The following is a 25,012-nucleotide window of genomic DNA, read 5'->3' on the forward strand; positions in this document are numbered from 1 at the left end:
GGGCGGGACATCGTGGGGCGACGCTGTGTTTTGAAAAGAAAGGGGGGCTCAGGCCGACTCGAACAGCGTGGTGCCGGCGTGCCAGCGCCGCAGCGCGTCCACGGTGACCCAGCGCTGCTCCATGCCGGCCACGCCGCTGGGCAGCAGCTGGTTCACGTCGCCCAGGTGGGGCAGCACGAGCAGGGCGTCGTCGAAGCGGTGGTCAGCGGTGTGCACGGTGGGCGTGACCAGGGTCTGCAGGCCGGCGGCGGTGGCCGCGCGCAGGCCGTTGGCCGAGTCCTCGAAGGCCAGGCAGGCGCTGGCCGGCAGTCCCAGCGTGGCCAGCACCTGCTGGTACACCTGCGGGTCGGGTTTCTTGCGCGGCGCAGTGGCCGCGTCGCCGATGGCGGCGAAGTGGCGCTTCCAGTCCGGGCCCAGCGGGGTGCGCAACAGGGCGTCGATGTTGGCCGGCGTGGTGGTGGTGGCGATGGCCAGGCGCAGTCCGCTGGCCAGCGCCTCGCGCATGAGCCGCAGCACGCCCGGGCGCAGTGCGAGCTGGCCGCCGCTCACGCGGCTTTCATAGAGGCGCGTCTTGATGGCGTGCACGCGCTCGATGGTGGCTTGCGCGGCCTTGCCGCCGGCCACGTCGGGCTCGACCATGCGCCAGTGGTGGGCGATGCGCTCCTTGCCGCCCGAGACCTGCAGCAGGCGGATGTAGGTGGCGTCGTCCCAGTGCCAGTCCAGGCGCACTTCGGCGAAGGCGTCGTTGAAGGCGGCGCGGTGCGCGGCCTCGGTGTCGGCCAGGGTTCCGTCCACATCGAAGATGAGGGCTTCAAGCATGGCCGGCCCCTTCGGCGTCGCTGAACAGCCGGCTGGCCAGGATGTCGGGCGCCTGCAGCGTGGTGAGTTCTTCGGCGGTGAGCTCGCGCTGCGGCTGCGCGAACAGGCGGCTGGCCTGGCGCAGGCGCGCGCGGTCCAGCGCATTGCGCACGCTGCGCGCGTTGGCGAAGTGCGGCTGCTGCAGGCGCAGGCCCAGGTAGCGCTCGAAGGCCTCGGCGGCCTCGGGGCTGAAGCGGTAGTTCTGCTCGGCCAGCATCTGGCGCGAGATCTGCATCAGCTCGCCGGCGCTGTAGTCGGGAAAAGTGAGGTGGTGCGCGATGCGCGAGCGCATGCCGGGGTTGGACTGGAAGAAGGTGTTCATGCGGTCCTCGTAGCCGGCGAGGATCACCACCAGGTCGTCGCGGTGGTTCTCCATCACCTGCAGCAGGATCTCGATGGCTTCCTGGCCGTAGTCGCGCTCGTTCTCGGGGCGGTAGAGGTAGTAGGCCTCGTCGATGAACAGCACGCCGCCCATGGCCTTCTTGAGCACCTCGCGCGTCTTGGGCGCGGTGTGGCCGATGTACTGGCCCACCAGGTCGTCGCGCGTGACGGCCACCAGGTGGCCCTTGCGCACATAGCCCAGACGGTGAAGGATCTGCGCCATGCGCAGGGCCACCGTGGTCTTGCCGGTGCCGGGGTTGCCCGAGAAGCACATGTGCAGGCTGGGCGGCTGCGAGGGCAGGCCCAGGCCGGTGCGCAGCTTGTCGATGACGAGCAGCGCGGCGATGTCGCGCACCCGCGCCTTGACGGGCGCCAGGCCCACGAGCTCGTCGTCCAGCTCCTGCAGCACGGCCTCGACCTGCGTGTCGGCCAGCACGGCACCGACCGAGCGCGCGGGCGGTGTGGCCACCGGTGCCGCCGCGGTGGTCACGGTGGCATCGGTGGACAGCGGCGGCGGCGTGCTGCCGGGGATGAGGTACGACATGGCGGCGCGCTCCCCGGTGCTCAGGCGGCGGTGTCGCGGTAGCGTTCACCTTCGGGCTGCACCGCGCCGTAGCCGCGCGTGGTGTAGCGCAGGCTGCGGCCGTTGACCTCCTGGCGCTCCAGCATGAAGCCGGGCTCGCTGGCCGGGCGGTTGACGATGAAGCTCATCGCGATGGTCTCGACGTTGCGCGTCGAGTCGAAGGCCATCATGCGGATGTAGTGGCGCGGGAAGGCTTTTCGGCAGGCCTGCAGCTCCTGCAGCACACCGGCGGCGTCGTGCAGGTCGAACATGGGGTTGCCGTACATCGACCAGTAGGTGTTGCGCGGGTGCGGGTCGTCGGTGTATTCCACGCTCCAGGCGTAGCCGCGCTTGAGGCCGTATTCGATCTGCGCGGTGATCTCCGGGTCCGTGAGGTCGGGCAGGAAGCTGAACTGGCCTTGCGTGATGCGGCCGGTGGCGTTGGTCATCATGGTGTGCGGTCCTCGAAGTGAATGGGTTCAGGCCATCGCGGGCGTAGCCACGTAATCGCTGGAATCGGTGCTCTGGTAGTTGAAGCTGATCTCGCCCCAGGTATCGAGCGCGGCCTTGAGCGGGCTGCAGTGCTGCGCGGCCTGCTTCAGGATGGAAGGGCCTTCCTGCAGCAGGTCGCGCCCTTCGTTGCGTGCCTTCACCATGGCTTCGAGCGCCACGCGGTTGGCCACCGCGCCGGCCTGGATGCCCATGGGGTGGCCGATGGTGCCGCCGCCGAACTGCAACACCACGTCGTCGCCGAAGAGCTCGATCAGCTGGTGCATCTGGCCGGCGTGGATGCCGCCCGAGGCCACGGGCATGACCTTCTTGAGGTCGGCCCAGTCCTGGTCGAAGTAGAGGCCGCGCGGCAGATCGGTCTTGGTGTAGCTGTCGCGGCAGACGTTGTAGTAGCCCTGCACGGTGAGCGGGTCGCCTTCGAGCTTGCCGACGGCGGTGCCGGTGTGCAGGTGGTCGCAGCCCGCCAGGCGCAGCCACTTGGCGATCACGCGGAAGCTCACGCCGTGGTTCTTCTGCCGCGTGTAGGTGCCGTGGCCCGCACGGTGCATGTGCATGATCATGTCGTTCTTGCGGCACCAGTTCGCCATGCTCTGGATGGCGGTGTAGCCGATCACCAGGTCCACCATCACGATCACCGAGCCCAGCTCTTTCGCGAACTCGGCGCGCTCGTACATGTCTTCCATGGTGGCGGCGGTCACGTTCAGGTAGCTGCCCTTGACTTCACCGGTCTCGGCGCTGGCCTTGTTGACCGCGTCCATCACGAACAGGAAACGGTCGCGCCAGTGCATGAAGGGTTGCGAGTTGATGTTCTCGTCGTCCTTCATGAAGTCCAGCCCGCCCTTGAGGCCTTCGTAGACCACGCGGCCGTAGTTGCGGCCCGACAGGCCCAGCTTGGGCTTGGTGGTGGCGCCCAGCAGCGGGCGGCCGAATTTGTCGAGCCGCTCGCGCTCGACCACCAGGCCGGTGGGCGGGCCCTTGAAGGTCTTCACGTAGGCCACGGGAATGCGGATGTCTTCCAGCCGCGCGGCCTTCAGCGGCTTGAAGCTGAAGACGTTGCCGATCAGGCTCGCCGTCATGTTGGCGATGGAGCCTTCCTCGAACAGGATCAGGTCGTAGGCCACCCAGGCGAAGTACTCGCCCGGGCGGTTGGGCACGGGCTGGACCTTGTAGGCCTTGGCGCGGTAGCTGTCGCAGGCGGTGAGGCGGTCGGTCCACACCACCGTCCAGGTGGCGGTGCTCGACTCGCCGGCCACGGCGGCCGCGGCTTCCTCGGGGTCCACGCCGTCCTGCGGCGTGATGCGGAACAGGCACAGCGTGTCCGTGTCCTTGGGCACGTAGTCGGGCATCCAGTAGCCCATCTGCTTGTACTTGAGCACGCCCGCGCTGTAGCGCTTCTTGGCGTCGGTGATCTCGGTTGAACCAGTGGGGGCGTTGCTCATCGGTGGCTCCAAAAGTGGGGTTTGTCTGGGGTGGAGCGGACTGTAGATTTCGGTCTGAATAAAGTAAATTCACGATTTCTTGCAAGTCAATTAAGGAATTACTGAATGAAGAACGCCACCTTCCGGCAGTTGCGCGTGTTCAGCGAGGTGGCGCGCCACCTCAGCTTTGCGCGGGCGGCGCAGGTGCTGCACCTCACGCCGCCGGCGGTGACGATGCAGGTCAAGGAACTGGAAGGGCACGTGGGCATGCCGCTGTTCGAGCGCAACGGCCGCAAGGTGGCGCTGACCACCGTGGGCGAGTACATGCTGGTCTACGCGAGGAAGGTGCTGGCGACGCTGAAGGACGCGGAGGACGCGGCCGCGCGGCTGCAGAAGCTGGAGACCGGCACGCTGGTGATCGGCATGGTGAGCACGGCCAAGTACTTCCTGCCGCACCTGCTGGCCGAGTTCCGGCGCGAGCACGGCAGCATCGACATCCGCCTGGCGGTGAGCAACCGCGAGCAGCTGGTGAAGATGCTGCACGCCAACGAGGTGGACATCGCGATCATGGGCCGCCCGCCCAAGGAGCTGGCCACGCGCGCCGAGCCCTTCGCCGCGCACCCGCACGTGTTCGTGGCGCCGGTGGACCACCCGCTGGCGCGCGCGGGCCATGTGCCGGCGGCGCTGCTGCGGGAATACGACTTCATCGTGCGCGAACAGGGCTCGGGCACGCGCGCGGCGCTGGAGAAATTTCTGGCCGACGAGCACGTGGAGCTGCGCGTGATCATGGAGATGGCGAGCAACGAAACCATCAAGCAGGCCGTGATGGCCGGCATGGGCCTGAGTTTTCTGTCGCTGCACACCATCGGCCTGGAGCTGAGCAACCAGCTGATGACCGTGCTGGACGTGGAGGGCGCGCCGGTGGTGCGCGCCTGGAACGTGGTGCACACGCAGTCCAAGCTGCTGTCACCGGCGGCGGAGGCGTTTCGCTACTTCGTGCTGGAGCGGGGGGAGGCGTATCTGGCGGAGAGTTTTCCGGCGCACTTTGTCGGGCCGGACAAGTCAGAGGCGAAGAACTGACAAGCCGCCCTCATCCGTGCCGCAGGCAGAGCCCGTTGACCGGCAGCGGCAAGCGCGGCATGGCCAGGGTGGTGCACAGGCCGGCGGCAAAGCTGGCGATGCTGGCGGTGCGCAGCGGCACATAGTCCAGCCCGTTGTGCCGGCAGGCGCGCTGCAGCGCCACGGCGGATTCGCGGTCGACGCAGTCCAGCGGTGCGACGACAAGGTCGGCCCAGGCGAGTTCGTCGGACAGCCGTTCGTTAGTCGGGGCAACGACGCCGCCTTCATGGCGCCGGTACTCGCCGCCGTGCCGCTCCACCAGCGCGCGGATGGCCGGGTTGGCGCTGGGCCGGCCGCCCACGTAGAGCAGCTTGCGGCCGCGGATGAGCGGGCCCAGCGGCGAGGCGTCGGCGCCCTCGCCTTTCACCCAGCCCCGCAGCTGTTCTTCCACGACGGACAGCTCGCGCCCGAGTTCGCCGAGCTGGACTTTGAGCTGGATCGTCTCCTGCTCCAGGCGCAGCGCGTTGGCCTCCGCGGCCAACGCCGTGACTTCGGCCTGCTCCCGGCGGCCGACCTGGAACATGAGGGCCGAAGACAGCGATTCGGCGCGCTCTTTCGCGTCCTTCGCGGCTTCGAGCAGCGTGGCGCTCATGCGCCACGATTCGTCGATGGCCGCCACCTGCGTGCGCAAGGCACCGATTTCAGCGGCGTCGCGCCCGCGCTGGGCACCGGCGGCGCTCGTGAGCTGCTCGATGTCGCGCGAGATCAGCGACCTCAGCCGGGGCGCGCTCCGGCCGTCGGTGACCAGGGCCCAGCAGGCGCCCCCGATGTCCCCCGCGCGGGTGGCCGCGTCCCACAGAGCCAGAAGCTCGGCCTCGGTCTGCGCACGGGACGACTGCCCGACCGCCTCCCGGTGCAGCTCGTCCAGCGTGGCCTGCAGCGCGCGGGCCAGGCCGGTGTGCAGCGAAGCCAGCCGCGCGGCTTCGCTGCGCAGCCCGTGGTCTGACGGGCCGAACACGTCGGTGAAGGGCGCCATGAGCCGGCGCAGACCTGGCGCAGGCAGGCAGGTGCGCAGCACCAGGCCCTGCAGGTGCGGACCGAGACAGACCCAGTGGATGCGGGGCACGGCTGAAGACAAGGGCGGCATACGGCGGTCACTTTCGATATATACGCAAGAATATAGCGAAACTGTCACCAACGCGCTGGCGCTTGCCGCTCGCCGCTTCTCATGGCCTCGCGTGAAAATTGCCACAACTCCTACAAAGCGATCGCGCTGCACGTCATATGCTTGCCACGCAACGGTGGCAGCATGTGCGAAAGAAGTTTCAAGTGCATGCGACCCATCCCTTGTTCCATTGCTTCTGGGAGTGCTTTCGTGTTTATCTACAAGATTTTTGGTGAACAACCCGGCTTTGCCGAAGGGCTGATCTTCAACAGCTGCGTGAAGAACCTGCAGAACCAGCCCGACCTGTGGCTCGACGAGTGCCCGTACCTGTACCCGCGTTCCTCTTCCCGGCTGCCCCAGGGCCTGCGCGTGGTGCAGCTCGGGACGGTCGAAGACCGCAACCCTCAACAACCCAGCCCCCCGCGCTGGATGCTCGCCGCCTGAGCCCGTCAGGCCGCCTGCCCCTCCCCCGCCGGAGGGGCTTGGCCGTGTGGGACATCTCCTACACGCGCATTTTTCGTCTTCCTACACGGCCACCCTGCATTCGATTCCACACTCGCCTCTTGCTGTCACACGGTGCGTTCCCCGTTGATCCAAGGAGAATGGCGATGAAAGAATTTTTCAAGCTGTGCGTGATCCTGGTGGCCGGCATGGCGGCCATCGCCTCTCTCCTTCATCTGGCCGTGGCCCTGGGCCAGGACCAGTCGCCCTGGGACGCGCTGATCTACCTGGGCATTTCCACCGGGGCACTGGGCTTGATGGGCCTGCTGGACATGGAGAAGCGGATCGAGCAGCTCGGCGCCTGAAGGCTCAGCCGGCGGGGTCTTCCCGCCGATGCCGTTGGTGCCATTCCTTGAGCGAGAAGTCGGGATACCCGTCAAACCGCTGGTCGCCCTTGCGGCCTTCCACGCGCACCCACTCGGCCTTGGAGCCCAGCATGATGTGCACGTTCGCGGGCGGCTCGGGCAAGGGTGTGTCGATGGCGCCGGCGTGCGGATGCACCAGCGTCGGCCAGCTCGGGTCGTACAGCCAGAGCGCGGTGCCGCACACGCCGCAGAAGTGGCGCTGGCCGGTGCTGTGCCGCACCTCGCCGTCGCCTTCGGCGATGGTGGCCTGGTAGACGCGCAAGTGGCGCTTGCCTTTCACCTTCAGCGTGCGGTGGTCGGCACCGAGGTTGATCGCGTAGCCACCGGTGCCCGCCGTCTTGCGGCAAATAGAGCAATAGCAGCGCATGAAGGGCACGGGCTCGGCCGATTCGACCGAGAAGTGCACGCGGCCACAATGGCAGGAGCCTTCGAGCTTCATGGCGTTCTCCTTGCAAACCACCATTGGGCGTGCCCGACACCGCGAAGGCGGTCGGACAACGCCTGATCGGGACAGGCGGGTTACCGCGCGAGCTGCGCCAGCGCCGCCTGCAGGCCCTGCAGGCCGCCCACGCGCTGGTCGTTGATGAAGATCTGGGGCATCTGCCGCACCGAGGGCCCGCACTTTTCGTAGAAGGCCAGGCGTTCGGCCTCGTCGTCGATCTTGATCTCCTCGTAGTCGAGCGAGCGGGACTTGAGCAGCATCTTGGCCGACTCGCATTGCGGGCAGGCGGACTTGGAGTAGACGGTGATTTTGAGTGACATGGATCGGAGTTTATGCGCCCGATGAAGGCCCTTGACGCCGCCGGGACGGTGCGCGAGGGGCGGGCAACCGGGGATTGAAGCAGCGCCGATCTTCAGCTACTGTGCCAAGAGCTTCACGGGCGGGGGTGCGATCATGGCGATGACAGTCGTTCCGAATCCTGACGGGTCTTACACCGTGGAATGCGACGGTGCCAAGGTGGTCGTGGGTGGGCGAGACGCCCCTGCGGCACCGCCGCCCCAGCCCCCTTATGTCTGGCCCGAGCCCGACGACAACGACGACGGCGTGGTGCTCTACCTGCACGTGGGACGCCGGCGGCCACCCCGGTCCAGCGTGTTCGGTGAGCCGACCCCGCTGGTGTTGCCGCAGTACGTCAGGCCACCCGCCTGGCTCGACGAAGCCCTTCCCGGCGCCCGCATGAACGTGCGCGTCGCCCGGGACGACCGGCTGGAACTGGAGTTCCAGGTGCCTGCCGGCCAGGCCTTCGACGTGGCCCAGCTCAGGGCGGTGGCCCGGGCGATGCGGGCGCCTGACCAGCGCGTGCGCATGCACATCTACGTGGAGACGGCCGCCCCGGCGCCCCTGGACTACTCCCCACAGAACGAGGCCTTATGAGCCAGACCGCCGACACGGCCAAGCCCGACTTCTCGTCGGCGGCCACGACGCTGCGCGAGACGGTGAAATGGCTGGCCGCGGCCTTCGCGGCCACCGCCGCGCTGGTCATCGGCAGCAGCCCCCTGAGCGGCCTGGGCAAGATCGCCCCCTTCAGTGGCCGCTGGCTGCTGGCGATCGCGCTGCTGGTCATCGGCTTCGCGCTGATCTGTTGGGCCCTATGGCTCGCGCTGCGCATCCTCAAGCCGGACGCGCTGTACCGCTCCGGCCTGCTGGGCACGCACGACAACCTGCTGAGCAAGACCGAGCTGGACGAACTCCAGGCTGTGCGCAAGCACATCAATGCACACGGCGCCGACCTGCTGCCGCCCAACTACCCCACGCTGGGCAAGCTGGCGGCCAATCTGGCGCAGATCGAGAGCCAGCTCGACCAGTTGCAAGGGAACCCGCCGTCGATCGCCGACCCGGTGCTGCGGGCGCAGGAGATCCTCAAGGGCAAGAGCGCGCGCGCGAAGAACTGGGCGGCCGTCGCCAAGGTGCTGCCCCTGGCGCAATACCTGCGCGTGCAGCACCGCTTCGAGAAGGAGCAGCCCTGGATGGCGGGGCTCAGCGGGCTGGCTTTGCTGATGTTGCTGGGCTTCGCGATCGCGTCCACGGCACCCGACAAGAAGGACGACCCGACAGACCACGTCATCCACATCCAGAACCACTGCGGCCAAGCCTGCGGCGGTCAGCCCCCGGTGCCGCCACCGCTGCCGCAGCTACCGGCGGTGCTGTTCGAGCCCGACAGGGCCGTCGTCTCAAAAGAAGGCCTCGCGGCCATCGAGCTGGCGCGCAATGCGCTGCGCGAGAACCCCCGCACCCTGTTGCTGCTGCAGGCGCACACCGACACCATGGCCTCGCGCAGCCACAACGACCGCCTGGCGCACCAGCGCGCGCTCGCGGTGCTCGGGCTGCTGACGTCGCAGGGCGGCGTCGCGCCCGAACGCTTGATGGTGTCCTACCTGACGGAGACCGCGTTGCCGCGCGTGACGCCCGACCAGAAACCCGAGCAGGCCAACCGCAGCGTGCGGCTGGTGTGGCTGGAGGACACGCGGCGCTGAGTGCGGGGCTCAGTCGATCTGGATCTTCGCGTCGCGCACGATGCGCGCGTAGGTCGCGATCTCCTTGGTGATGTAGGGCGCGAACTGCGCCGGGCCCATGGGCGCGGCGATGAAGCCCTGCGCGCCCAGGCGCTCGGTCACCAGCGCCGAGCGCATGGCCTTGGCACTTTCTTCCGTGAGGCGCTTGCTGATGGCCTCGGGCAGCTTGCCCGGCGCCCACAGGCCATACCAGGTCACCATCTCGAAACCGGGGATGCCGGACTCGGCCACGGTGGGCACGTTCGGCATGCTGGGCAGGCGGGCCTTGGTGGTCACGGCCAGGGCCTTGAGCTTGCCGCTGGCGATGTGCGGCGCGGTGGACGGCAGGGCGTCGATGATCACGCTGATCTGGCCGCCGAGCAGGTCGTTCAGGGCCGCTGCCGTGCCGCGGTAGGCGACGATGGGCATCTCCAGCTTGCCGCCGAACTTGATGGCTTCGAGCGAGACGTGCATGGGCGAACCGATGGCCGAGGTGCCCAGGCTGAAGCCCTGCGGTTTGGCGCGCGCGGCTTCGAGGAAGTGCTTGAGGTCGTCGGCCGGCACGCTGGGGTGCGCCGCCACCACCATGGGCACGGACCCGAGGAAGGACACCGGCGTGAAATCCGTGACCACGTCGTAAGGCACCTTGCGCACCATGAGCGGGTTGGCGATCAGCGTGGGCGACTGCACCAGCAGCGTGTAGCCGTCGGCCGGGGCCTTGGCCACGAGGTCGCTGCCGATGACGCCGCTGGCGCCCGCGCGGTTCTCCACCACGAAGGGCTGGCCCATCTGCTCGGTGAGGCGCTGCGCAAGCACGCGCGCCACCAGATCCACCGTGCCGCCGGGCACGTACGGCACGATGATGCGCACCGGGCGGTTGGGGTAGGTCTGGGCCTGCGCGTGCGCGCCGAGGCCGGTGGCGGCGAGCAGGCCGGCCAGCAGCGCGCGGATCCATGGGTTCTTCATCGTCGTGTCTCCTTGGAAAGGTGGGTGTGGCGACTAGCAGCAGGGCATCTTCAGCAGGCGCAGCGCGTTGCGGAAGTAGATGCCTTCCCGCTCTTCTTCGGGCAGGTTCAGCGAGTCGATGGCTTCGGGGATGGTGCGGATGAACATGGGGCCGCCTTCGGGGTCGAAGGGGCAGTCGGAGGCGAACACGACCTGCTTCGCACCGAAGAAGTCCAGCCCGCAGCGCAGGCCGGAGCGACCGCCGGCCAGCGCCGTGTCGGCGTAGAACATGCGGAAGTAGTCGATCGGGCGCTTGGCCATGCTTTTGAGCAGGCCCTCGTAGTCTTCGTCCGAGGTGCGGCTGCCGAACTGGTCGAGCCCCGGGCCGACGCGGCCGTCGAAAAACGGGATCATGGCGCCCATGTGGTGGGTGATGAGCTTGAGCCCGGGCAGCTTGTCGAAGAAGCCGGAGAACACCATGCGCGTCATGGCGGCGCTGGTCTCGTAGGGCCAGCCGAAGGTCCACCAGATCTCGAACTTGGACTTCTTCTCCGAGGCGTAGTCGGCCATGTTCGCGCCGCGCGCGGGGTGCATCCAGACCGGCACGTCGTAGGTGTTCACGGCGGCCTCGAAGATGGGCCAGAACTCGGGCTCGTCCAGCGGGCGGCCGTTCACGTTGGTGAAGACCTGGATGCCGCGCGCGCCCAGGGTGTTGATGGCGTGGTCCATCTCTTCCAGGCAGGCGGCCGGGTTGTTCATGGGCAACGAGGCCACGAAGGCGGGGAACTTGTCCGGGTGCGCGTCGCGGATCTTGGCCATCTCCTCGTTGGCCAGGCGGGCCAGCGCGGGCGAGTCTTCGGGGCCGGCGATCAGCTCGATGGGCGGGTTCGAGAGCGTGAGGATCTGCTGGTACTCGGGGAAGCCTTCCATCATCTTCAGGCGCGCGTCCAGGTCGTACAGCACCGGAATCGTCAACCAGCGCTTGATGGCACCCTTGTCCTTGGCCAGCTCGGCCATGCGCTCGAAATACCTGCGCGGCAGGATGTGGGCGTAACTGTCGATCTTTCGCATGGGCTTTTCTCGCTCTTTATTCACCATTTGGAGAATTGTAGGGCAAAGAAAAGGGGCGCGAAGCCCCTGGTTTTCCCTGAGCGGTGAAGAAAACCGCTAGGCGAGCACGAAAGCCGAGATCACCTCGGTGATGTGGGCCAGGCGCTGCGTGAGCTGCTTGGGCGCCTTGAAGTCGCGGTTGAAACCGGCCGACAGGGTGTGGATGTTGGAGAGGTAGAAGTAGGAGCAGCCGGCGATGGTGATGTAGAGCTGCACCGGGTCGATGCCGGCGCGGAACAGGCCCGCTTTCTGGCCGCGCTCCAGGATGTCGCCGAGCGATTGCACCAGCGGCGAGTTCAGCTCGCGGATGCGCTGCGAGCCGTGCAGGTGGCGCGCCAGGTGCAGGTTTTCGCTGTTGAGCAGGGTGATGAACTCGGGGTGGGCGATGTAGTAGTCCCAGGTGAATTCCACCAGCCGGCGCAGCGCGATCAGCGGCGGCATGCCCTGCAGGTCCAGGTAGAGCTGGGCGTTGCGGATCTCGGCGTAGACGCTTTCCAGCGCGGCGGCGAAGAGGCCGTCCTTGTCCTTGAAGTAGTAGTAGACAAGCTTCTTGTCCACCGCCGCCTTCTCGGCGATGCGCTCCACCCGCGCGCCGCCCAGGCCCGCGCGGGCGAACTCCTCGCGCGCGGCCACCAGGATGGCGGCCTTGGAGCGCTCGGAATCGCGGATCTTGGGCTCGGAAGGGGCCTTTCTGGCGGTCACGGCGGGGTCCTTGTGCGGGGAAAACGGGGGCGGGCAATGCCGCCAGAGCGTACCCGAACTCCCTTTCGCAACCCTTTATTCACCATTAAGTGAATAAAGGGCTTTTGGCGGGCCGCATTGCCAGGCGCCACAGGCGCGCGGCGCGGCCGACGAAGACACCCGTGAACGCGCCATAGAGTGCCGCAACGCTCAGCACGTAGGGCGTGTCGCGGACCAGCTGCGGCGCCATGGTGAGGTCCACGCCGACCACGTACTTCACCAGGAAGATGCCCACGATCAGCAGCAAGGGGGCCACGCTGCCCGGCAGGCGGTACAGGCGCTGCACCGGGTCGTATTGCACATCGTCGGCGCGGCCGCGCGCCACGAGGGCGAAGGCGAGCACCGCAGCGATGAGCCAGGCCGAGATGGCCAGGGCCAGGTGAGGCGTCGCACCGAAGGCCGAATACGTGCCCGACACCGAGAAGACCGTCATCGCCACGGGCATCAGCGACACGCGGGCCAGGCTGGCGCTGCGGTCGCGCAGCTGGCTGACGCCCAGCGCGAGGAACGCCGCGAGCAGGCCCCACACCCACAAGGGGGTCTGGCGCAGGACAGGGACCACGGCTTCGGGGTGGTTGGCGAGCAGTTGCAGCAGCATGGTGGGCTCCGCGAAGAGGATGTTGAGGGAGACCGCACTGTGCCGGGCGTGGGCGCGCCTGGCGACCGGGTTGCGACGAAACCGCGCTGGAGCGCCGCGAGATGTTTTCAGGCGAGGGTGAGCGGCGGTGGCCCCGGCGGCGACCACCGGGCCGCGAAAGCCGATGCCCCATCGGACTTTTTAGCGATGGGTGCGATTCGCAGCGACACGGGATCGGGTCATCAGGTCATGGAATGCCTGCGCTGCCGGCCCCAGCGGACGACCTCTGCGCCGGATCATGCCAATGGTTCGCGCCACCCGAGGTTCTGCCAGCGGAACGGTGGACAGCGCCGCCGGCGTTCGTGAGGACAGGGCAAAGCGCGGCACGGCGCCGATGCCAATGCCTGACTCGATGAGGCTGATCAACGCAGGAACATGGCTCACTTCGCATGACCAGCTCGGCCGCACCGGCAATGCCGCCAGCGCCTGGTCAATCAGCATCCGGTTGCCGCTGCCCGGCGCCAGCATCACGCACTCGTGCTCCGCCAGTTCTGACCAGGTGACCCTCTTTCGTTGGGCCAGGGGATGCGCGGGCAGGCAGGCCAGCACGAAATCCTCTTCCAACAGCGGCTCGAACTCCAGGTCCGGCTCCTGAGTGCCGAGGTAGCTGATGCCGAAGTCGGCCTCCGAACGTGCGACCGCCATCAACACCTCGGTGGCGCTCTCGTCCATCAGGCGGACCCGGATGCGCGGATACAGGCGGTGGAATTCAATCAGGGCATTGGCCACGAAGGTGTTCACCGCCGAGGGGACGCAGGCCACCGTGACCAGGCCACGCAGCCTGTCGGAGAGGTCGGTCATGCCCAGCAAGGCGGACTCGAGTTCGTTCAGCACGTGGCGGGCCCGAGGAATGAAGCTGCGCCCCATGGCGTTCAACTCGACCTTGCGTGTGGTGCGATCGAAGAGCCGAAACCCCAGCGCCTGCTCAAGCTTTTCCACCCGCCGGGACAGGGCGGGCTGGGACAGGTGAAGCGCTTGAGATGCTGCGCTGAAGCTGCCCAGATCCGCCACGGCAATGAAGGCCCGCAAGTCCGCCAGATCGAAATTCATGTGCAACTCACATTAATCAAAAGAATTTTTGCAATTTACAACATCCTCAAGGACCGGGACCATGGCGTCCTCACAGGAGACAAACATGAAATCTGTATTTCGGCGCTCATGGGCCTTCGCCACCGTGGCCGCGGCCCTGGGCTTCTCGCTGCCGGCCGTTGCACAGCCCTTCCCCAGCCGTCCCATCACCTTGGTGGTGCCTTTCGCGGCCGGCGGTGGCACCGACAGCATGGCCCGCGATCTGGCCAAGTTCATGCAGGAGAAGCTCGGCCAGCCCGTGGTGGTCGAAAACAAGGGAGGCGCTGGCGGTGCCCTGGGTGCCGATGCGGTGGCCAAGGCCAAGCCGGACGGCCACACCCTGCTGTTCGCCACGTCGACCTTCGCCACCAATGCGGCGATCAAACCCAAACTGCCCTTTGATCCGGCCAAGGATTTCACCCCGGTGGCCATGATCGGCCGGGGGCCGCTGCTGATGGTGGCGTCCCAGCAATTGGGCGCGCGCACGGTGGCACAGGTGATCGCGGCGGCCAGGTCCCGACCCGATGGGCTGAACTACTGCTCTGCGGGCGAGGGCAGCATCAACCACCTGGCCGGCGAGATGTTTCGCCAGAAAACCGGGGTGCCCATGACCCATGTGCCGTTCAAAGGCAGCGCACCCGCCACCGTCGAGCTGCTGGCGGGACGCGTCGATGTGTTTTTTGCCACCGTGCCCACCATCCTGCCGCACGTGAAAGCCGGCAAGCTGGCGGTGCTGGCCATCACCGACGACAAGCGCTCCCCGCTGTTTCCGGACGTGCCCACGATGGCGCAGGCGGGTGTGGCCGACTACGACGTGAGCACCTGGTGGGGCGTTCTGGCGCCCGCCAACGTGCCACCGGCTGTGGTGGACACACTCAATCGGGTCATCAACGAGATCGCCGCGTCCGAGCACGTCCGGCGCCGACTGGAAGAAGAAGGCGCCGATCCGCTGCGCATGACGTCAGCCGCCTTTGGCAAGGAACTCGCCAAGGAGCTCGCGTCCTGGCGCGCGGTGGTCAGCAGCCCGGAACTCAAGCTGCGCTGAGCAGCCCTTCACAAGAGCCGAAGAGAACTCCCATGACCCATTTTTTTGATTCCATGACACGTCGGCAATGGCTGGCAAGCAGCGCAGCCACCACGGGCAGCCTGTGGCTGGGCCACGCATCCGCGCAATCCGACTACCCCTCCAAGCCCATCACGGTGATCGTGCCTTACGCCCCTGGCGGCCAGGGTGATCTGTTTGCCCGACTGGTGGGTGAGCGCCTGAGCCGTCCGCTGGGGCAAGCCATTCTGGTCGACAACAAGCCCGGTGCCAGTGGCGCATTGGGTGCCCGCCAAGTGGCCAAGGCTCGCGGCGATGGCTACACCTTGCTGCTGGGGCAGACGGGCGAGATGGCCGTCAACCGGTCGGCCATGAAAGTGCCCGGATACGACAGCCTGACAGACTTCCGCGCGGTCGCGCTGGTGGGCGACTCTCCGCTGGTCATGGCGGCACCGGCGGCCGCGCCGTACAACTCCCTCGCGGAACTGCTGCATCTGGCACGAAGCAAGCCGGGTACGGTGTCGTATGCATCGTCAGGCACGGCAACGCCGGGGCACCTGGCCGCCGCTGCGCTGGCCAACGCCACCAAGACCGACATGCTCCACGTGCCCTACAAGGGCGCGGGACAGGCCATCACGGATCTGCTGGGTGGCCAGGTGCAGTTCCTGTTCTCCAGTGCGTCGGCCATCCTGCCGCACATCAAGGGTGGCAAGATCAAGGCGCTGGCGGTCACCTCGGCGCGACGGCTGTCCGCGCTGCCCAACGTGCCGACGGTTGCCGAATCGGCCGTCCCCGGCTTCGAGTTCAGCCTGTGGGGCGGCTACTTCGCTCCGCGCGAAACGCCCGAGCCCATCATCCAGCGGCTGCATGCCGAAATTTCCAAGGTGCTGAGCGAACCCGATCTGCGCGCCCGCCTGGAGGCGGAAGGCAGCGCGGTCGCCCCCATGTCAACCGCACAGGTTGACGCTTTTGTCCGCGCCGAGGCCGAGAAGTACGCCAAGCTCGTGAAGCTCACCGGCGCACAGACCGATTGAAGAATTCCCCTCAAAGACTGCTCTGATCATGAAAATTGTTGTCCTTCCTGGCGATGGCATCGGCCCTGAAACCATGACCGTCACGGTCGATGTGCTGGAGGCCGTCTCGCGCCGTTTCGATCTGGGCCTGGCGTTCGATCACGACATCACAGGCCATGAAAGCCTGCGCCGGCACGGTGCGACGGTCACACCGGCGCTGCTGGACAAGGTGAAGGCGGCAGATGGCCTGATGCTCGGTCCGGCCGCCACCTACGACTTCAAGGACGAATCGAAGGGCGAGATCAACCCGTCCAAGTTCTTCCGCAAGGAGCTGGACCTCTACGCCAACATCCGCCCCGCGCGAACCTACCCAGGCCTTGTTCACAAGGTCAACGACTTCGACCTGGTGGTGGTGCGCGAGAACACCGAGGGCTTCTACGCCGACCGCAACATCGCCTCTGGCGGCAGCGAGATGCTGATCACGCCCGACGTGGTGATCTCGCTGCGCCGCATCACGCGCGAGTGCTGCGAGCGCATCGCGCGATCGGCGTTTGAACTGGCCATGACGCGCAACAAGCATGTGAGCATCGTGCACAAGGCCAACGTGCTGAAGATCGGCGACGGCCTTTTCATCGACATGTGTCACGCGGTGGCGCGCGAGTTCCCGGAAGTGCAGGTGGACGACTTCATCGTGGACGCGATGATGGCCCACGTGGTCCGCGCGCCGCAGCGTTTCGACGTGATCGTGACGACCAACATGTTCGGCGACATCCTGTCGGACCTGACGGCGGAGCTCTCCGGAAGCCTGGGCCTGGGTGGCTCGCTGAACGCAGGCCGCGACCATGCGATGGGCCAGGCCGCACACGGGTCGGCCCCCGACATCGCCGGTCAGGATCTGGCGAACCCGTTCTCGCTCATCTTGTCCGCGGCCCAGTTGCTCGGCTGGTACGGCCAGCGCAAGCAGTTGCCGGCGTTCAAGGCGGCCGAACAGGCCATCGAAGCCGCTGCTGTCGACGCGATTGCCGCCGGAGAAGCCACACGCGACGTGGGAGGGCGCCTCGGAACCGCAGCCACAGGCAAGGCTTTCGTGCAACGGCTGCTCCGCGCGTGATTCCCCTGGAACTGCCCGCCGGGGCCTGTGATGCCCACACCCACGTGGTGGGCGATGCCGCGGCGTACCCCATGGTGATGGAGCGCCAGTACACGCCGGCGCCCGCGGCTCACGAGGCCTTGCTGGACCACTTGAAGCGCAATGGCCTGCAGCGCGTCGTTCTGGTTCAGCCCAGTTTCTATGGCACGGACAACCGCTGCCTCCTGGACAGCCTCGCGCGGCTCCAGGGTGCCGGGCGAGGGGTGGCGGTGATCGCGGAAGGGAGCGATGAGGAAGCCCTGTCCAAGCTGCACGGCGCGGGCATTCGGGGCTTGCGGGTCAACGTCGAGAGCGCCGGCATGCGCGACGCCACGTTGGTGAAGGACATGCTTCAGCGCTGGGCCGACCGGCTGGCGCCATGGGACTGGCACTTGCAACTCTATGCCGCCCACACCACCATCGCGCAGCTGGCGCCCTTGCTGGATCGACTGCCAGTCCCGACGGTTCTGGACCACTTCGCCATGTTGCCGGCGAAGACCCGCATCGATGACCCGGCGGCGAGGTCCATCATCGAGCTGGTGGGCAACGGAAACACCTACATCAAGCTGTCGGCACCCTATCGGATCACAGGCACACGGGCTGTCGCCGCCGCCGATCCGCTGGCCCACGCGTTCACCGAAGCCCACCCGGGCCGGGTGCTGTGGGGCAGTGATTGGCCCCACACCAACCGGGAGCCAGGCAAACAGGCCCACGAGGTGAGCCGCTACCGCGACATGGACCCTGAAAGCCTGATCGACGCCCTGTTCAGCTGGCTGCCGACAACCGCCCTGCGTCAGCAGGTGCTGGTTGAGAACCCGGCACGCCTCTACGGGTTCTGAAATGACGCCGGGAGCTCACTCCGGCTTGAACCCCGCCTCCTTCAACAACCCCGCACTCTGCGCCACATCGCTCGCGATGTACTTGCGGAAGGTGTCCACCGATTCCACCACCGGCTCCACGCCCAGCGAGGCGAGTGAGCCGGCCTTGGCCAGCTCTTCCGTGGCCTTGTTGATGGCCTTGTTGAGGAACTGCACGCGGTCGTCCGGCGTGCCCTTGGGCGCCCACACGCCGTACCACGACACGTAGACCAGGCCCGGGTAGCCGCTTTCGGCCGCCGTGGGCACGTCGGGCGCGATGCTGCTGCGCTTGGCCGAGGTCTGGGCGATGGGTTTGACCCGGCCGCCCTTGGCCATGGGTTGCAGCGAGATGATGGAGTCCACCAGCAGTTGCACGTGGCCGCCGGCCACGTCGGTGGCGGCAGGCGCGGTGCCGCGGTACGGCGTCATGGTGAAGTTGACCTTGCCCTGCTTGGCCAGCAGCAGCGTGGCCAGGTGGCTGGGCGCGCCGAGCGCGGGAATGGCGGCGTTCCAGTTGTTGCCGGATTTGCCGGCCGCGTCGATCACCTCGCGCAGGTTCTTCTGCGGCGCGGTGGGCGGGATCACGATGAGCAGCGGCGCCTCGCCGGTGCGGGCCACGGGGGTGAAGTCGGTCACCGGGTCGTAGGGCGGCGTGGCCATCACGTGGCTGGCAAGCACGTGCGTGGCGGCCGAGAACAGCAGGGTGTAACCGTCGGGGTGCGCGGTCTGCACCGCCTTGCCGCCAATGGTGCCGCTGCCGCCGGCGCGGTTGTCCACCACCACGGTCACGCCCAGGTCGGTCTGCAGCTGTTTGGCAAGCAGGCGCGCTGCGCCGTCCACGCCGCCACCGGCCGCGAAGGGCACGATGATCTTGATCATGTTGTCGGGGAATTTGGCGCCTTGCGCCATTGCGGGCGCGACGCCCACGGCGGCGAACGCCAGGCCGGCCATGCATTGCTTCATCCACTTCATGTCTGTCTCCTTCGGGTTTGTGGTCAATCGGGTTGAGGGGCGGGGGTGCGGCGCGCGCGGCGCCGCTCGAAAACGCTCAGCGTGGCGTCGATGTCTTCGGCATCGATGCCGCGCGTGATGAACACGATGCGCGTGCGCCGGTCGTCGCTGGGCCAGCGGGGCAGGGTCTCGGGCGGGTGGAACAGGTGCTGCACGCCGTGGATGACGAGCGGGTGCTCCGGGTCGTCGTCCAGGTGCACGATGCCCTTGACGCGCAGCAGGTCGTCGCCACGCAGCTTCGCGATCATGTCCAGCCAGGCAAAGAAACCTTCGCGCGAGAGCGGCTGGTCGCGCACGATGACGTGCGAGCGGATGCGGTCGTCGTGTCGGTTGGCGTCCGGCCCGCCGGACGCGGGGAAGAAGCTCGATCGGCCGGTGTCGGGCAGGGCGGTGAAGGCGGCGGCCGGGCGCGCGAGCAAGGCCTGCAGGGCGTTCAGGGCGCCGCCGGCGTCGGTGCGGATCTCGGCCAGCGGGTTGATGTCACGCAGGCGCTGCATCAGCGCCTCGGGCGCGGCCTGCAGGTCGGTCTTGGTGAGCAGCAGGCGGTCGGCCACCGCGGCCTGTTTCACGGCTTCGGGGTGCTGGTCCAGTGTGGCCATGGCGTGGCAGGCGTCCACGGTGCAGGCCACGCCCGCAAGGCGCCAGGCGCCTTGCAGGCGTGGGTCGCCCATGAGCGTGTGCAGGATGGGCGCGGGGTCGGCCAGGCCGGTGGTCTCCAGCACCACGTGGCGCAGTTCGCCGCGCTGCGCGGCGGGCGTGGCGGCCAGCCGCTCGAAGGCCTCCACCAGGTCGCCCCGGATCGTGCAGCAGATGCAGCCGTTGGCCAGCAGCACCATGTTCTCTTCGGTGTGGTCGACCAGGTCGTGGTCGAGCCCGACGGACCCGAACTCGTTGATGACCACGGCCGTGCCCTGCATGCCGGGCTCGCGCAGCAGGCGGTTGAGCAGCGTGGTTTTGCCGCTGCCCAGGAAGCCGGTGAGCACAGTGACAGGCACCGCCTTCGTCATGACATCTCGCCCATGGGGCCATGCAGCTTGGCGAAGGATTCGAGCGTGCGCGCCAGCCGCGTGAGCAGCCAGTCGGCATCGGCCTCGTCGGCCTCGCCCGCTTCCAGGCGCGTGAGCAGGTTCATCACCGGCTGCGGCTGTTCGGCGATCGGCCCAGGCTGCAGCAGGAAGGCTTCCACGCTCTGCACGCCCAGGCGCTCGCTTTCGGCCCAGAGGTAGTCGGCGATGTCGAGCTCGAAGTCCTGCAGCGAGACGCTGACCCCGCCCACGCCGCAGCCGCAACCCGAGCCCAGCGTGACGTGCTGGGCGCTCAGGCGGCTCCACAGGCCGAGCAGGCGGGCGGCGCGTGGGTCGGCGGCGGCCACGGTGGCGGTGTCCATGTCAGGCCCGCAGGCGGGCCGTGGCGGCCTCGTCCACTTGCTGTTGCGCGTCGAGCGCCACGCGGTAGACCTCACGCGCCACCTCCGCGCTCACATAGCCTTCGCGCACGTCTTCGGCCACCTTCTCGGCCTCGCGCTCCAGCGGGCTGCCGAAGCCACCGCCGCCGCCCGAGAGCATCTTGTAGGCGTCGCCGCGTTCCAGGCGCACGTTGAAGATCTTGGCGTTGAGGTGGTCGCTCTTCCACTCGCCCTTGTGGCGCACGGCCAGGCCGTTGCCCATGGCGTCGCCGCCACCTTCCAGGCCCCAGGGCTTGCAGTGAACGCGGTCGATGCGGGTGGTGACGGTGAAGGGCGAGAGCGCCTGCACCACCATCTCGGCACCCAGGCCGCCACGGTACTTGCCGGCGCCCGCGCTGTCCTTGCGGATCTCGTATTTTTCGACCAGCACCGGGTACTTGGCTTCGAGCTGCTCGGTGGGGCTGTTGTGGGTGTCGCCGTCGTTGATGCAGACGGTGACGGACACGCCGTCTTCCGTGCTCTTGGCGCCCCAGCCGCCGCCCAGCGGGCCGATGCCGACGATGAACAGCCGGCCGTCTTCGGGCGAGATGCCGTGGATGTTGGGGAACACCAGGTCGGCGTGGTGGCCGGCGATGGCGCGGTCGGGGATGGCGGGCGCGAGCGCCTTGAAGATGGTGTCGATCACCGTCATGGGGAAGGTCATCCACACGCGCATCGGGTACGGCCGCTCGGCGCTGATGACGGTGCCCATGGGCATGATGACCTTGAGCGAGCGGAAGCTGCCGTCGTTGACCGGGTAGTCGGTGGGCGTGGTGAGGCACTTGTAGGCCACCTGCGCGCAGGCGATGCCGGTGGTGAAGCCCGAGTTGTAGAAGCCGCGCACCTGCTTGCTCACGTCGGAGAGGTCCACCGTCATCTCGTCGCCCTTCACGGTGACCTTGACGCGGATGGGGATGCGCTTGCCGATCTCCAGGCCGTCGTCGTCCATGTAGGACTCGGCTTCGTACACGCCGTCGGGGATCGACAGCGTGTTCTTGCGCGCCACGGCCTCGCTCGAATCCATGATCTGGCGGATCGAGCCGTTGACCGCGTCGGCGCCGTAGCGCTGCAGCAGCTCCACGTAGCGGCGCTCGCCGGTGGTGATGGCGGTGATCTGCGCGCGCAGGTCGCCCAGCGCGCGCTCGGGCATGCGCACGTTCATGGCGATGATGTCGATCAGGTCCTGGTTGACCACGCCTTCGCGCTGGTACTTCACGATCGGGATCTGGATGCCTTCGCTGAAGATGTCGGTGGTCACGTTGCCCAGGGTGCCGCCCACGTCCAGCCAGTGCGCCATGCAGCAGGTGAAGCCTTCGAGCTGCCCTTCGTGGAACACCGGCATGGTGAAGGTGAAGTGGTTCAGGTGGCTGCCGGTGGTGTAGGCATCGTTGGTGACGAGGATGTCGCCCGGCTGGATGTTCTCGACGCCAAAGTGTTTGATCTTCGCCTTCACCGTCTCGGCCATGCCGCGGATGAACATGGGCAGGCCCAGGCCGATGGAGACGGTGTCGCCCTCCTTCGTGAACAGGCCCACCGTGAAGTCCAGCGCTTCATAAATGATGAGGTTGTAGGCGGTGCGCGTGAGGTTGGTCTTCATCTCCTCCGTCACGGCAAAGAGGCCGTTGCGGATGATCTCGACGGTGACGGGGTCGACCGTGGCGTTCTGGATGTCTCGTGCGTTCATGAGCGGTCACTCCCGATGGCGATTTGCAGGTTGCCCAGGCCGTCGACGCGCAGTTCGTCGCCGGGCTGGACCACGGTGGTGGAGGCGTGTTCTTCGATCAGCGCCGGGCCGGCGATGACGTTGCCGGCGCGCAGCGCGTCGCGCTGGTAGACCGGCGTGTCGGCCCAGCCGCCGGCACGGAAGTACACCGGCTTGGTGCCGCGCAGGGCGGCCGCTTCGGGCAAGGCCGCGCCTTCGTCCACGTGGTGGCGCGGCGGCTTCTTCATGGTGCCGAGCACCGTCACGCGCAGGCTCACGAGGTCGGCGGCCTCCTGGGGCGCGGAGGTGCCGTAGCGCACCTTGTGCACCTGGTCGAAGTGGTTCTTGATGGCCGAGCGGTCCTTGTCCACGAAGAAGGCGCCGGGCAGGTCCACCGTGACGGCGTGTTCCTGGCCCACGTAGCGCATGTCGGCCGCGCGCTCGATCACGATGCCGTCGGGCGTGATGCCGGAGGCGGCCAGCGCGGCGCGGCCTTCGTCTTCCATGCCCTTGTAGAGCGCCTCGATCTCGTCGAAGGACACGTCGTTGAGCTTGCGGAACACCGAGCGCACGTAGTCGTAGCGCAGGTCGGAGAACAGCATGCCGTAGGCCGAGAAGTAGCCCGGTGCATAGGGGATGAGCACCTTGCGGATGCCGATCTCGCGCGCGATGGCCGAGGCGTGCAGCGGGCCCGCGCCGCCGTAGACCACCATGGTGAAGCTGCCGGCGTCCAGGCCGCGCTCGGTGGTCACGGCCTTGACCGCATGCGACATCTGGGTGACGGCGATGCGCAGGATGCCGTCGGCGGCGGCGGTGGCGTCCAGCCCCAGGGGCTTGGCCACGCGCTCTTCCATCTGGCGCTGCGTGCCGGCCAGGTCGAGCTTGAGTTCGCCGCCCAGGAAGTGGTCGGCATCGAGGCGGCCGAGCACCAGGTTGGCGTCGGTCACGGTGGGTTCGGTGCCGCCGCGGCCGTAGGCCACGGGGCCGGGGATGGAGCCCGCGCTCTGCGGGCCCACGCGCAGGGCGTTGCCAGTTTCCACGCGGGCGATGGAGCCGCCGCCGGTGCCGACCTCGTGGATGTCCATCATCGGAATCTGGATCGGCAGGGCGCGCTCGTAGCCGCCGATGAGCGCGCTGCCGGTGGTCAGCGGCCGGCCTTCGCTGATCACGCCGGCCTTGGCGGTGGTACCACCCATGTCGAAGGCGATGGCGTCACCCATGCCGAGCTGGGCGCAGATGGCCTGGGCGCCGATCACGCCGGCCGCCGGGCCCGACTCCAGCATGCGCACGCAGTCGCGCCGCGCGTGTTCGCTGGGGAACAGGCCGCCGGTGGACTGCACCACATAGAAGTCGCCCTCGAAGCCCTTGTGGCTCAAATGTTCTTCGAGCTGGCCGAGGTAGGCCGAGACGCGCGGGCCCACGTAGGCGTTGGCCACGGCGGTGGAGACGCGCTCGAACTCGCGGTATTCCTGGCTGAGCTCGTGCGAGGCGCAGACGAAGGCGCCGGGCAGTTCTTCCTGCAGGATCTGTTTCACGCGCTGTTCGTGCGCCGGGTTGCGGTAGGAGTGCAGCAGCAGCACGGCCACGGCCTCGATGTTCTTGCCGCCGAGTTCGCGCGCCAGCTCCCGCACGGCGGCTTCGTCCAGCGCCTTGTGCGTGCTGCCGTCGGCGCGCAGGCGCTCGGCCACTTCGTAGCGCAGCGAGCGCTTGACCAGCGGCTCGTGCTTGTTGAAGAACAGGTTGTAGGCATCGGGCCGGTTGACGCGGCCGATCTCGTAGATGTCGCGAAAGCCCTCGGTGATCAGCAGCGCGGTCTTGGCGCCGTTGCGCTCCAGCAGGGTGTTGATGGCGATGGTGGAGCCGTGCAGGAACAGGTGGCCGTCGCGCAGGTCGATGTCGGCGCTGTCCAGCGTGGCCTGGATGCCGTTGACCAGCTGGCCGTGGGTGGAAAGGGCCTTGCCGAACAGCAGCTGGCCGGTGACCTCGTCGAAGGCGGCCATGTCGGTGAAGGTGCCGCCGATGTCGACGGCGACGCGCAGCCGCGCGTCATGGGGGGTGAGGTTCGTGTTGCTCATGGTGTGTGGGTCCCGATGGGGTTGCGGAGGATGCCCAGGCCGGTGATCTCGACCTCGACCACGTCGCCTTCTTTCATGTAGAGCGGCGGCTCGCGGCGGTCGCCCACGCCGCCGGGCGTGCCGGTGGCGATCACGTCGCCGGGCGAGAGCGGTGTGAAGCGCGAGATGTAGGCGACGATGGTCGGGATGTCGAAGATCAGGTCGCCCACGCTGGCGTGCTGCATCACCTGGCCGTTCACGCGCGTTTCCAGCTGCAGCTTCGTCACGTCGGGCACCTCGTCGCGCGTGACGAGGGTGGGGCCGAAGGGGCCCGTGCCGGGGAAGTTCTTGCCGGGCGTGAACTGGTGGGTGTGCTTCTGCCAGTCGCGCACGCTCACGTCGTTGAAGCAGGCATAACCAGCGATGTGCTCGAAGGCGTTTTCCTTCGCGATGTGGCGGCCACCCTGGCCGATCACGAAGGCAAGCTCGCCTTCCCAGTCGAAGCGGTCGGAAAACGCCGGGCGCAACACGGCGTCGCCGTGCGCGGCCAGGCTGTCGTTGAAGCGCAGGAACAGCGAGGGGTGCTCGCTGTCGGCGCGCTTGGTCTCGGCCACGTGGCTCTTGTAGTTCAGGCCCACGCAGATCAGCTTGCCGGGGTTGGGGATCACCGGCAGCAGGTGCACCTGGTCGGGGGCGAGCGAGGGGCCTTCAAGGCCTTTCAATTCGCCCAGCGCGTTGGCGGCGATGGCGGCCTTCAGGTCGGCGTGGCGCGCCTGGAAGGCGGCGGGAACGGGGGTGTAGCGGCCATCGGTGCCGACCACCCCGTAGGTGGCGCGGCCGTCGGCCTCGAAGCTGGCGAAACGCATGGTGGTGGGTCTCCTGGGTTGATGGGACCGCAGTCTAGGAAAGCACCCGCCATCTGCCTAGAATGCAAACCGAGATTTCAG

General features: G+C 67.7%; 27 protein-coding genes. 9 read left to right on the top strand and 18 right to left on the bottom strand.

Annotation, left to right across the window (positions count from 1 at the left end; all coding sequences use genetic code 11):
- Nucleotides 1-48 precede the first annotated feature (48 nt).
- From AC07ZS_RS11880 to AC07ZS_RS11895, 4 genes are read right to left on the bottom strand one after another with little or no spacing between them, the layout of a single operon-like run.
- Nucleotides 49-819: an HAD family hydrolase gene (locus tag AC07ZS_RS11880; RefSeq protein ID WP_494798807.1), complete on the bottom strand. Its 771-nt coding sequence runs from the start codon at nucleotides 817-819 to the stop codon at nucleotides 49-51.
- A complete protein-coding gene (gene cbbX, locus AC07ZS_RS11885; protein WP_494798808.1) occupies nucleotides 812-1,783 on the bottom strand; it encodes a CbbX protein in 972 nt (323 codons plus the stop codon). Before cbbX ends, AC07ZS_RS11880 begins: the two co-directional genes overlap by 8 nt.
- Before the next feature lie 20 nt (nucleotides 1,784-1,803).
- Nucleotides 1,804-2,253, bottom strand: a complete 450-nt coding sequence (locus AC07ZS_RS11890) for a ribulose bisphosphate carboxylase small subunit (RefSeq protein WP_494798809.1) — start codon at nucleotides 2,251-2,253, stop codon at nucleotides 1,804-1,806.
- 27 nt (nucleotides 2,254-2,280) lie between these two features.
- Complete coding sequence (locus AC07ZS_RS11895) at nucleotides 2,281-3,750, bottom strand: form I ribulose bisphosphate carboxylase large subunit (RefSeq protein ID WP_444687748.1); 1,470 nt, start codon at nucleotides 3,748-3,750, stop codon at nucleotides 2,281-2,283.
- 105 nt (nucleotides 3,751-3,855) lie between these two features.
- Here AC07ZS_RS11895 and AC07ZS_RS11900 point away from each other — a divergent pair, with 105 nt between their 5' ends.
- Entirely contained in the window at nucleotides 3,856-4,809 is a 954-nt protein-coding gene (locus tag AC07ZS_RS11900; RefSeq protein ID WP_494798810.1) for a LysR family transcriptional regulator, read from the top strand.
- Between the two features lie 10 nt (nucleotides 4,810-4,819).
- On the opposite strand, the gene AC07ZS_RS11905 is transcribed toward AC07ZS_RS11900, so the two are convergent.
- The gene (locus tag AC07ZS_RS11905) at nucleotides 4,820-5,926 is read right to left on the bottom strand and encodes a DUF2325 domain-containing protein (RefSeq protein WP_494798811.1); all 1,107 of its coding nucleotides are present in this window, start codon (nucleotides 5,924-5,926) and stop codon (nucleotides 4,820-4,822) included.
- Nucleotides 5,927-6,163: 237 nt separating this feature from the next.
- On the opposite strand from AC07ZS_RS11905, the gene AC07ZS_RS11910 reads away from it, so the two are divergent.
- Together AC07ZS_RS11910 and AC07ZS_RS11915 are read left to right on the top strand one after the other, a co-directional pair.
- Complete coding sequence (locus AC07ZS_RS11910; protein WP_494798812.1) at nucleotides 6,164-6,397, top strand: hypothetical protein; 234 nt, start codon at nucleotides 6,164-6,166, stop codon at nucleotides 6,395-6,397.
- Nucleotides 6,398-6,561: 164 nt separating this feature from the next.
- Nucleotides 6,562-6,759, top strand: a complete 198-nt coding sequence (locus AC07ZS_RS11915; RefSeq protein ID WP_494798813.1) for a hypothetical protein — start codon at nucleotides 6,562-6,564, stop codon at nucleotides 6,757-6,759.
- Nucleotides 6,760-6,763: 4 nt separating this feature from the next.
- Here the strand turns inward: AC07ZS_RS11915 and AC07ZS_RS11920 are convergent, their stop codons facing one another.
- Both AC07ZS_RS11920 and AC07ZS_RS11925 read right to left on the bottom strand, forming a co-directional pair.
- Nucleotides 6,764-7,258, bottom strand: coding sequence for a GFA family protein (locus AC07ZS_RS11920; protein ID WP_494798814.1), 495 nt, complete (start codon nucleotides 7,256-7,258; stop codon nucleotides 6,764-6,766).
- 80 nt (nucleotides 7,259-7,338) lie between these two features.
- Entirely contained in the window at nucleotides 7,339-7,581 is a 243-nt protein-coding gene (locus tag AC07ZS_RS11925; RefSeq protein WP_494798815.1) for a glutaredoxin domain-containing protein, read from the bottom strand.
- Between the two features lie 175 nt (nucleotides 7,582-7,756).
- On the opposite strand from AC07ZS_RS11925, the gene AC07ZS_RS11930 reads away from it, so the two are divergent.
- Together AC07ZS_RS11930 and AC07ZS_RS11935 are read left to right on the top strand one after the other, a co-directional pair.
- Complete coding sequence (locus AC07ZS_RS11930; protein ID WP_494798816.1) at nucleotides 7,757-8,194, top strand: hypothetical protein; 438 nt, start codon at nucleotides 7,757-7,759, stop codon at nucleotides 8,192-8,194.
- Nucleotides 8,191-9,294 (top strand): OmpA family protein, encoded by a 1,104-nt coding sequence (locus AC07ZS_RS11935; RefSeq protein ID WP_494798817.1) that lies wholly within the window; start codon nucleotides 8,191-8,193, stop codon nucleotides 9,292-9,294. The genes AC07ZS_RS11930 and AC07ZS_RS11935 overlap by 4 nt, the downstream gene beginning before the upstream one ends.
- Before the next feature lie 9 nt (nucleotides 9,295-9,303).
- On the opposite strand, the gene AC07ZS_RS11940 is transcribed toward AC07ZS_RS11935, so the two are convergent.
- The 5 genes from AC07ZS_RS11940 to AC07ZS_RS11960 form a co-directional block, all read right to left on the bottom strand.
- A complete protein-coding gene (locus AC07ZS_RS11940) occupies nucleotides 9,304-10,278 on the bottom strand; it encodes a Bug family tripartite tricarboxylate transporter substrate binding protein (RefSeq protein ID WP_494798818.1) in 975 nt (324 codons plus the stop codon).
- A gap of 33 nt (nucleotides 10,279-10,311) precedes the next feature.
- Entirely contained in the window at nucleotides 10,312-11,328 is a 1,017-nt protein-coding gene (locus tag AC07ZS_RS11945; protein ID WP_494798819.1) for an amidohydrolase family protein, read from the bottom strand.
- A gap of 96 nt (nucleotides 11,329-11,424) precedes the next feature.
- Nucleotides 11,425-12,069, bottom strand: a complete 645-nt coding sequence (locus AC07ZS_RS11950) for a TetR/AcrR family transcriptional regulator (RefSeq protein WP_494798820.1) — start codon at nucleotides 12,067-12,069, stop codon at nucleotides 11,425-11,427.
- Between the two features lie 85 nt (nucleotides 12,070-12,154).
- On the bottom strand, nucleotides 12,155-12,706 hold the full coding sequence (locus AC07ZS_RS11955) for a DUF6622 family protein (RefSeq protein ID WP_494798821.1): 552 nt from the start codon (nucleotides 12,704-12,706) through the stop codon (nucleotides 12,155-12,157).
- A 180-nt stretch (nucleotides 12,707-12,886) separates the two neighbouring features.
- Nucleotides 12,887-13,795 carry a LysR family transcriptional regulator gene (locus AC07ZS_RS11960; RefSeq protein WP_494798822.1) on the bottom strand — a complete coding sequence of 303 codons (909 nt, stop codon included), beginning with the start codon at nucleotides 13,793-13,795 and terminating at the stop codon, nucleotides 12,887-12,889.
- An 85-nt stretch (nucleotides 13,796-13,880) separates the two neighbouring features.
- Here AC07ZS_RS11960 and AC07ZS_RS11965 point away from each other — a divergent pair, with 85 nt between their 5' ends.
- Genes AC07ZS_RS11965 through AC07ZS_RS11980 form a run of 4 tightly spaced genes read left to right on the top strand, consistent with a single transcriptional unit; the run spans nucleotide 13,881 to nucleotide 17,836 of the window.
- Nucleotides 13,881-14,858 (top strand): tripartite tricarboxylate transporter substrate binding protein, encoded by a 978-nt coding sequence (locus tag AC07ZS_RS11965; RefSeq protein WP_494798823.1) that lies wholly within the window; start codon nucleotides 13,881-13,883, stop codon nucleotides 14,856-14,858.
- A gap of 32 nt (nucleotides 14,859-14,890) precedes the next feature.
- A complete protein-coding gene (locus AC07ZS_RS11970) occupies nucleotides 14,891-15,889 on the top strand; it encodes a Bug family tripartite tricarboxylate transporter substrate binding protein (RefSeq protein ID WP_494798824.1) in 999 nt (332 codons plus the stop codon).
- 28 nt (nucleotides 15,890-15,917) lie between these two features.
- The gene (locus AC07ZS_RS11975) at nucleotides 15,918-16,979 is read left to right on the top strand and encodes an isocitrate/isopropylmalate dehydrogenase family protein (RefSeq protein WP_494798825.1); all 1,062 of its coding nucleotides are present in this window, start codon (nucleotides 15,918-15,920) and stop codon (nucleotides 16,977-16,979) included.
- The gene (locus AC07ZS_RS11980; RefSeq protein ID WP_494798826.1) at nucleotides 16,976-17,836 is read left to right on the top strand and encodes an amidohydrolase family protein; all 861 of its coding nucleotides are present in this window, start codon (nucleotides 16,976-16,978) and stop codon (nucleotides 17,834-17,836) included. Before AC07ZS_RS11975 ends, AC07ZS_RS11980 begins: the two co-directional genes overlap by 4 nt.
- A gap of 15 nt (nucleotides 17,837-17,851) precedes the next feature.
- Here AC07ZS_RS11980 and AC07ZS_RS11985 read toward each other — a convergent pair whose 3' ends face one another.
- The 6 genes from AC07ZS_RS11985 to AC07ZS_RS12010 are packed head-to-tail and all read right to left on the bottom strand — an operon-like array spanning nucleotide 17,852 to nucleotide 24,931.
- Entirely contained in the window at nucleotides 17,852-18,826 is a 975-nt protein-coding gene (locus AC07ZS_RS11985) for a Bug family tripartite tricarboxylate transporter substrate binding protein (RefSeq protein WP_494798827.1), read from the bottom strand.
- 23 nt (nucleotides 18,827-18,849) lie between these two features.
- Entirely contained in the window at nucleotides 18,850-19,872 is a 1,023-nt protein-coding gene (locus AC07ZS_RS11990; RefSeq protein WP_494798828.1) for a CobW family GTP-binding protein, read from the bottom strand.
- A complete protein-coding gene (locus AC07ZS_RS11995; RefSeq protein WP_494798829.1) occupies nucleotides 19,869-20,252 on the bottom strand; it encodes a hypothetical protein in 384 nt (127 codons plus the stop codon). Before AC07ZS_RS11995 ends, AC07ZS_RS11990 begins: the two co-directional genes overlap by 4 nt.
- A 1-nt stretch (nucleotide 20,253) precedes the next feature.
- Nucleotides 20,254-21,993 carry a hydantoinase B/oxoprolinase family protein gene (locus AC07ZS_RS12000; protein WP_494798830.1) on the bottom strand — a complete coding sequence of 580 codons (1,740 nt, stop codon included), beginning with the start codon at nucleotides 21,991-21,993 and terminating at the stop codon, nucleotides 20,254-20,256.
- Entirely contained in the window at nucleotides 21,990-24,086 is a 2,097-nt protein-coding gene (locus AC07ZS_RS12005) for a hydantoinase/oxoprolinase family protein (protein ID WP_494798831.1), read from the bottom strand. Before AC07ZS_RS12005 ends, AC07ZS_RS12000 begins: the two co-directional genes overlap by 4 nt.
- Nucleotides 24,083-24,931, bottom strand: a complete 849-nt coding sequence (locus tag AC07ZS_RS12010; RefSeq protein WP_494798832.1) for a fumarylacetoacetate hydrolase family protein — start codon at nucleotides 24,929-24,931, stop codon at nucleotides 24,083-24,085. The genes AC07ZS_RS12005 and AC07ZS_RS12010 overlap by 4 nt, the downstream gene beginning before the upstream one ends.
- Nucleotides 24,932-25,012: the final 81 nt, after the last annotated feature.

It is taken from the genome of Hydrogenophaga sp. GW456-12-10-14-TSB4 (genome assembly GCF_059424305.1).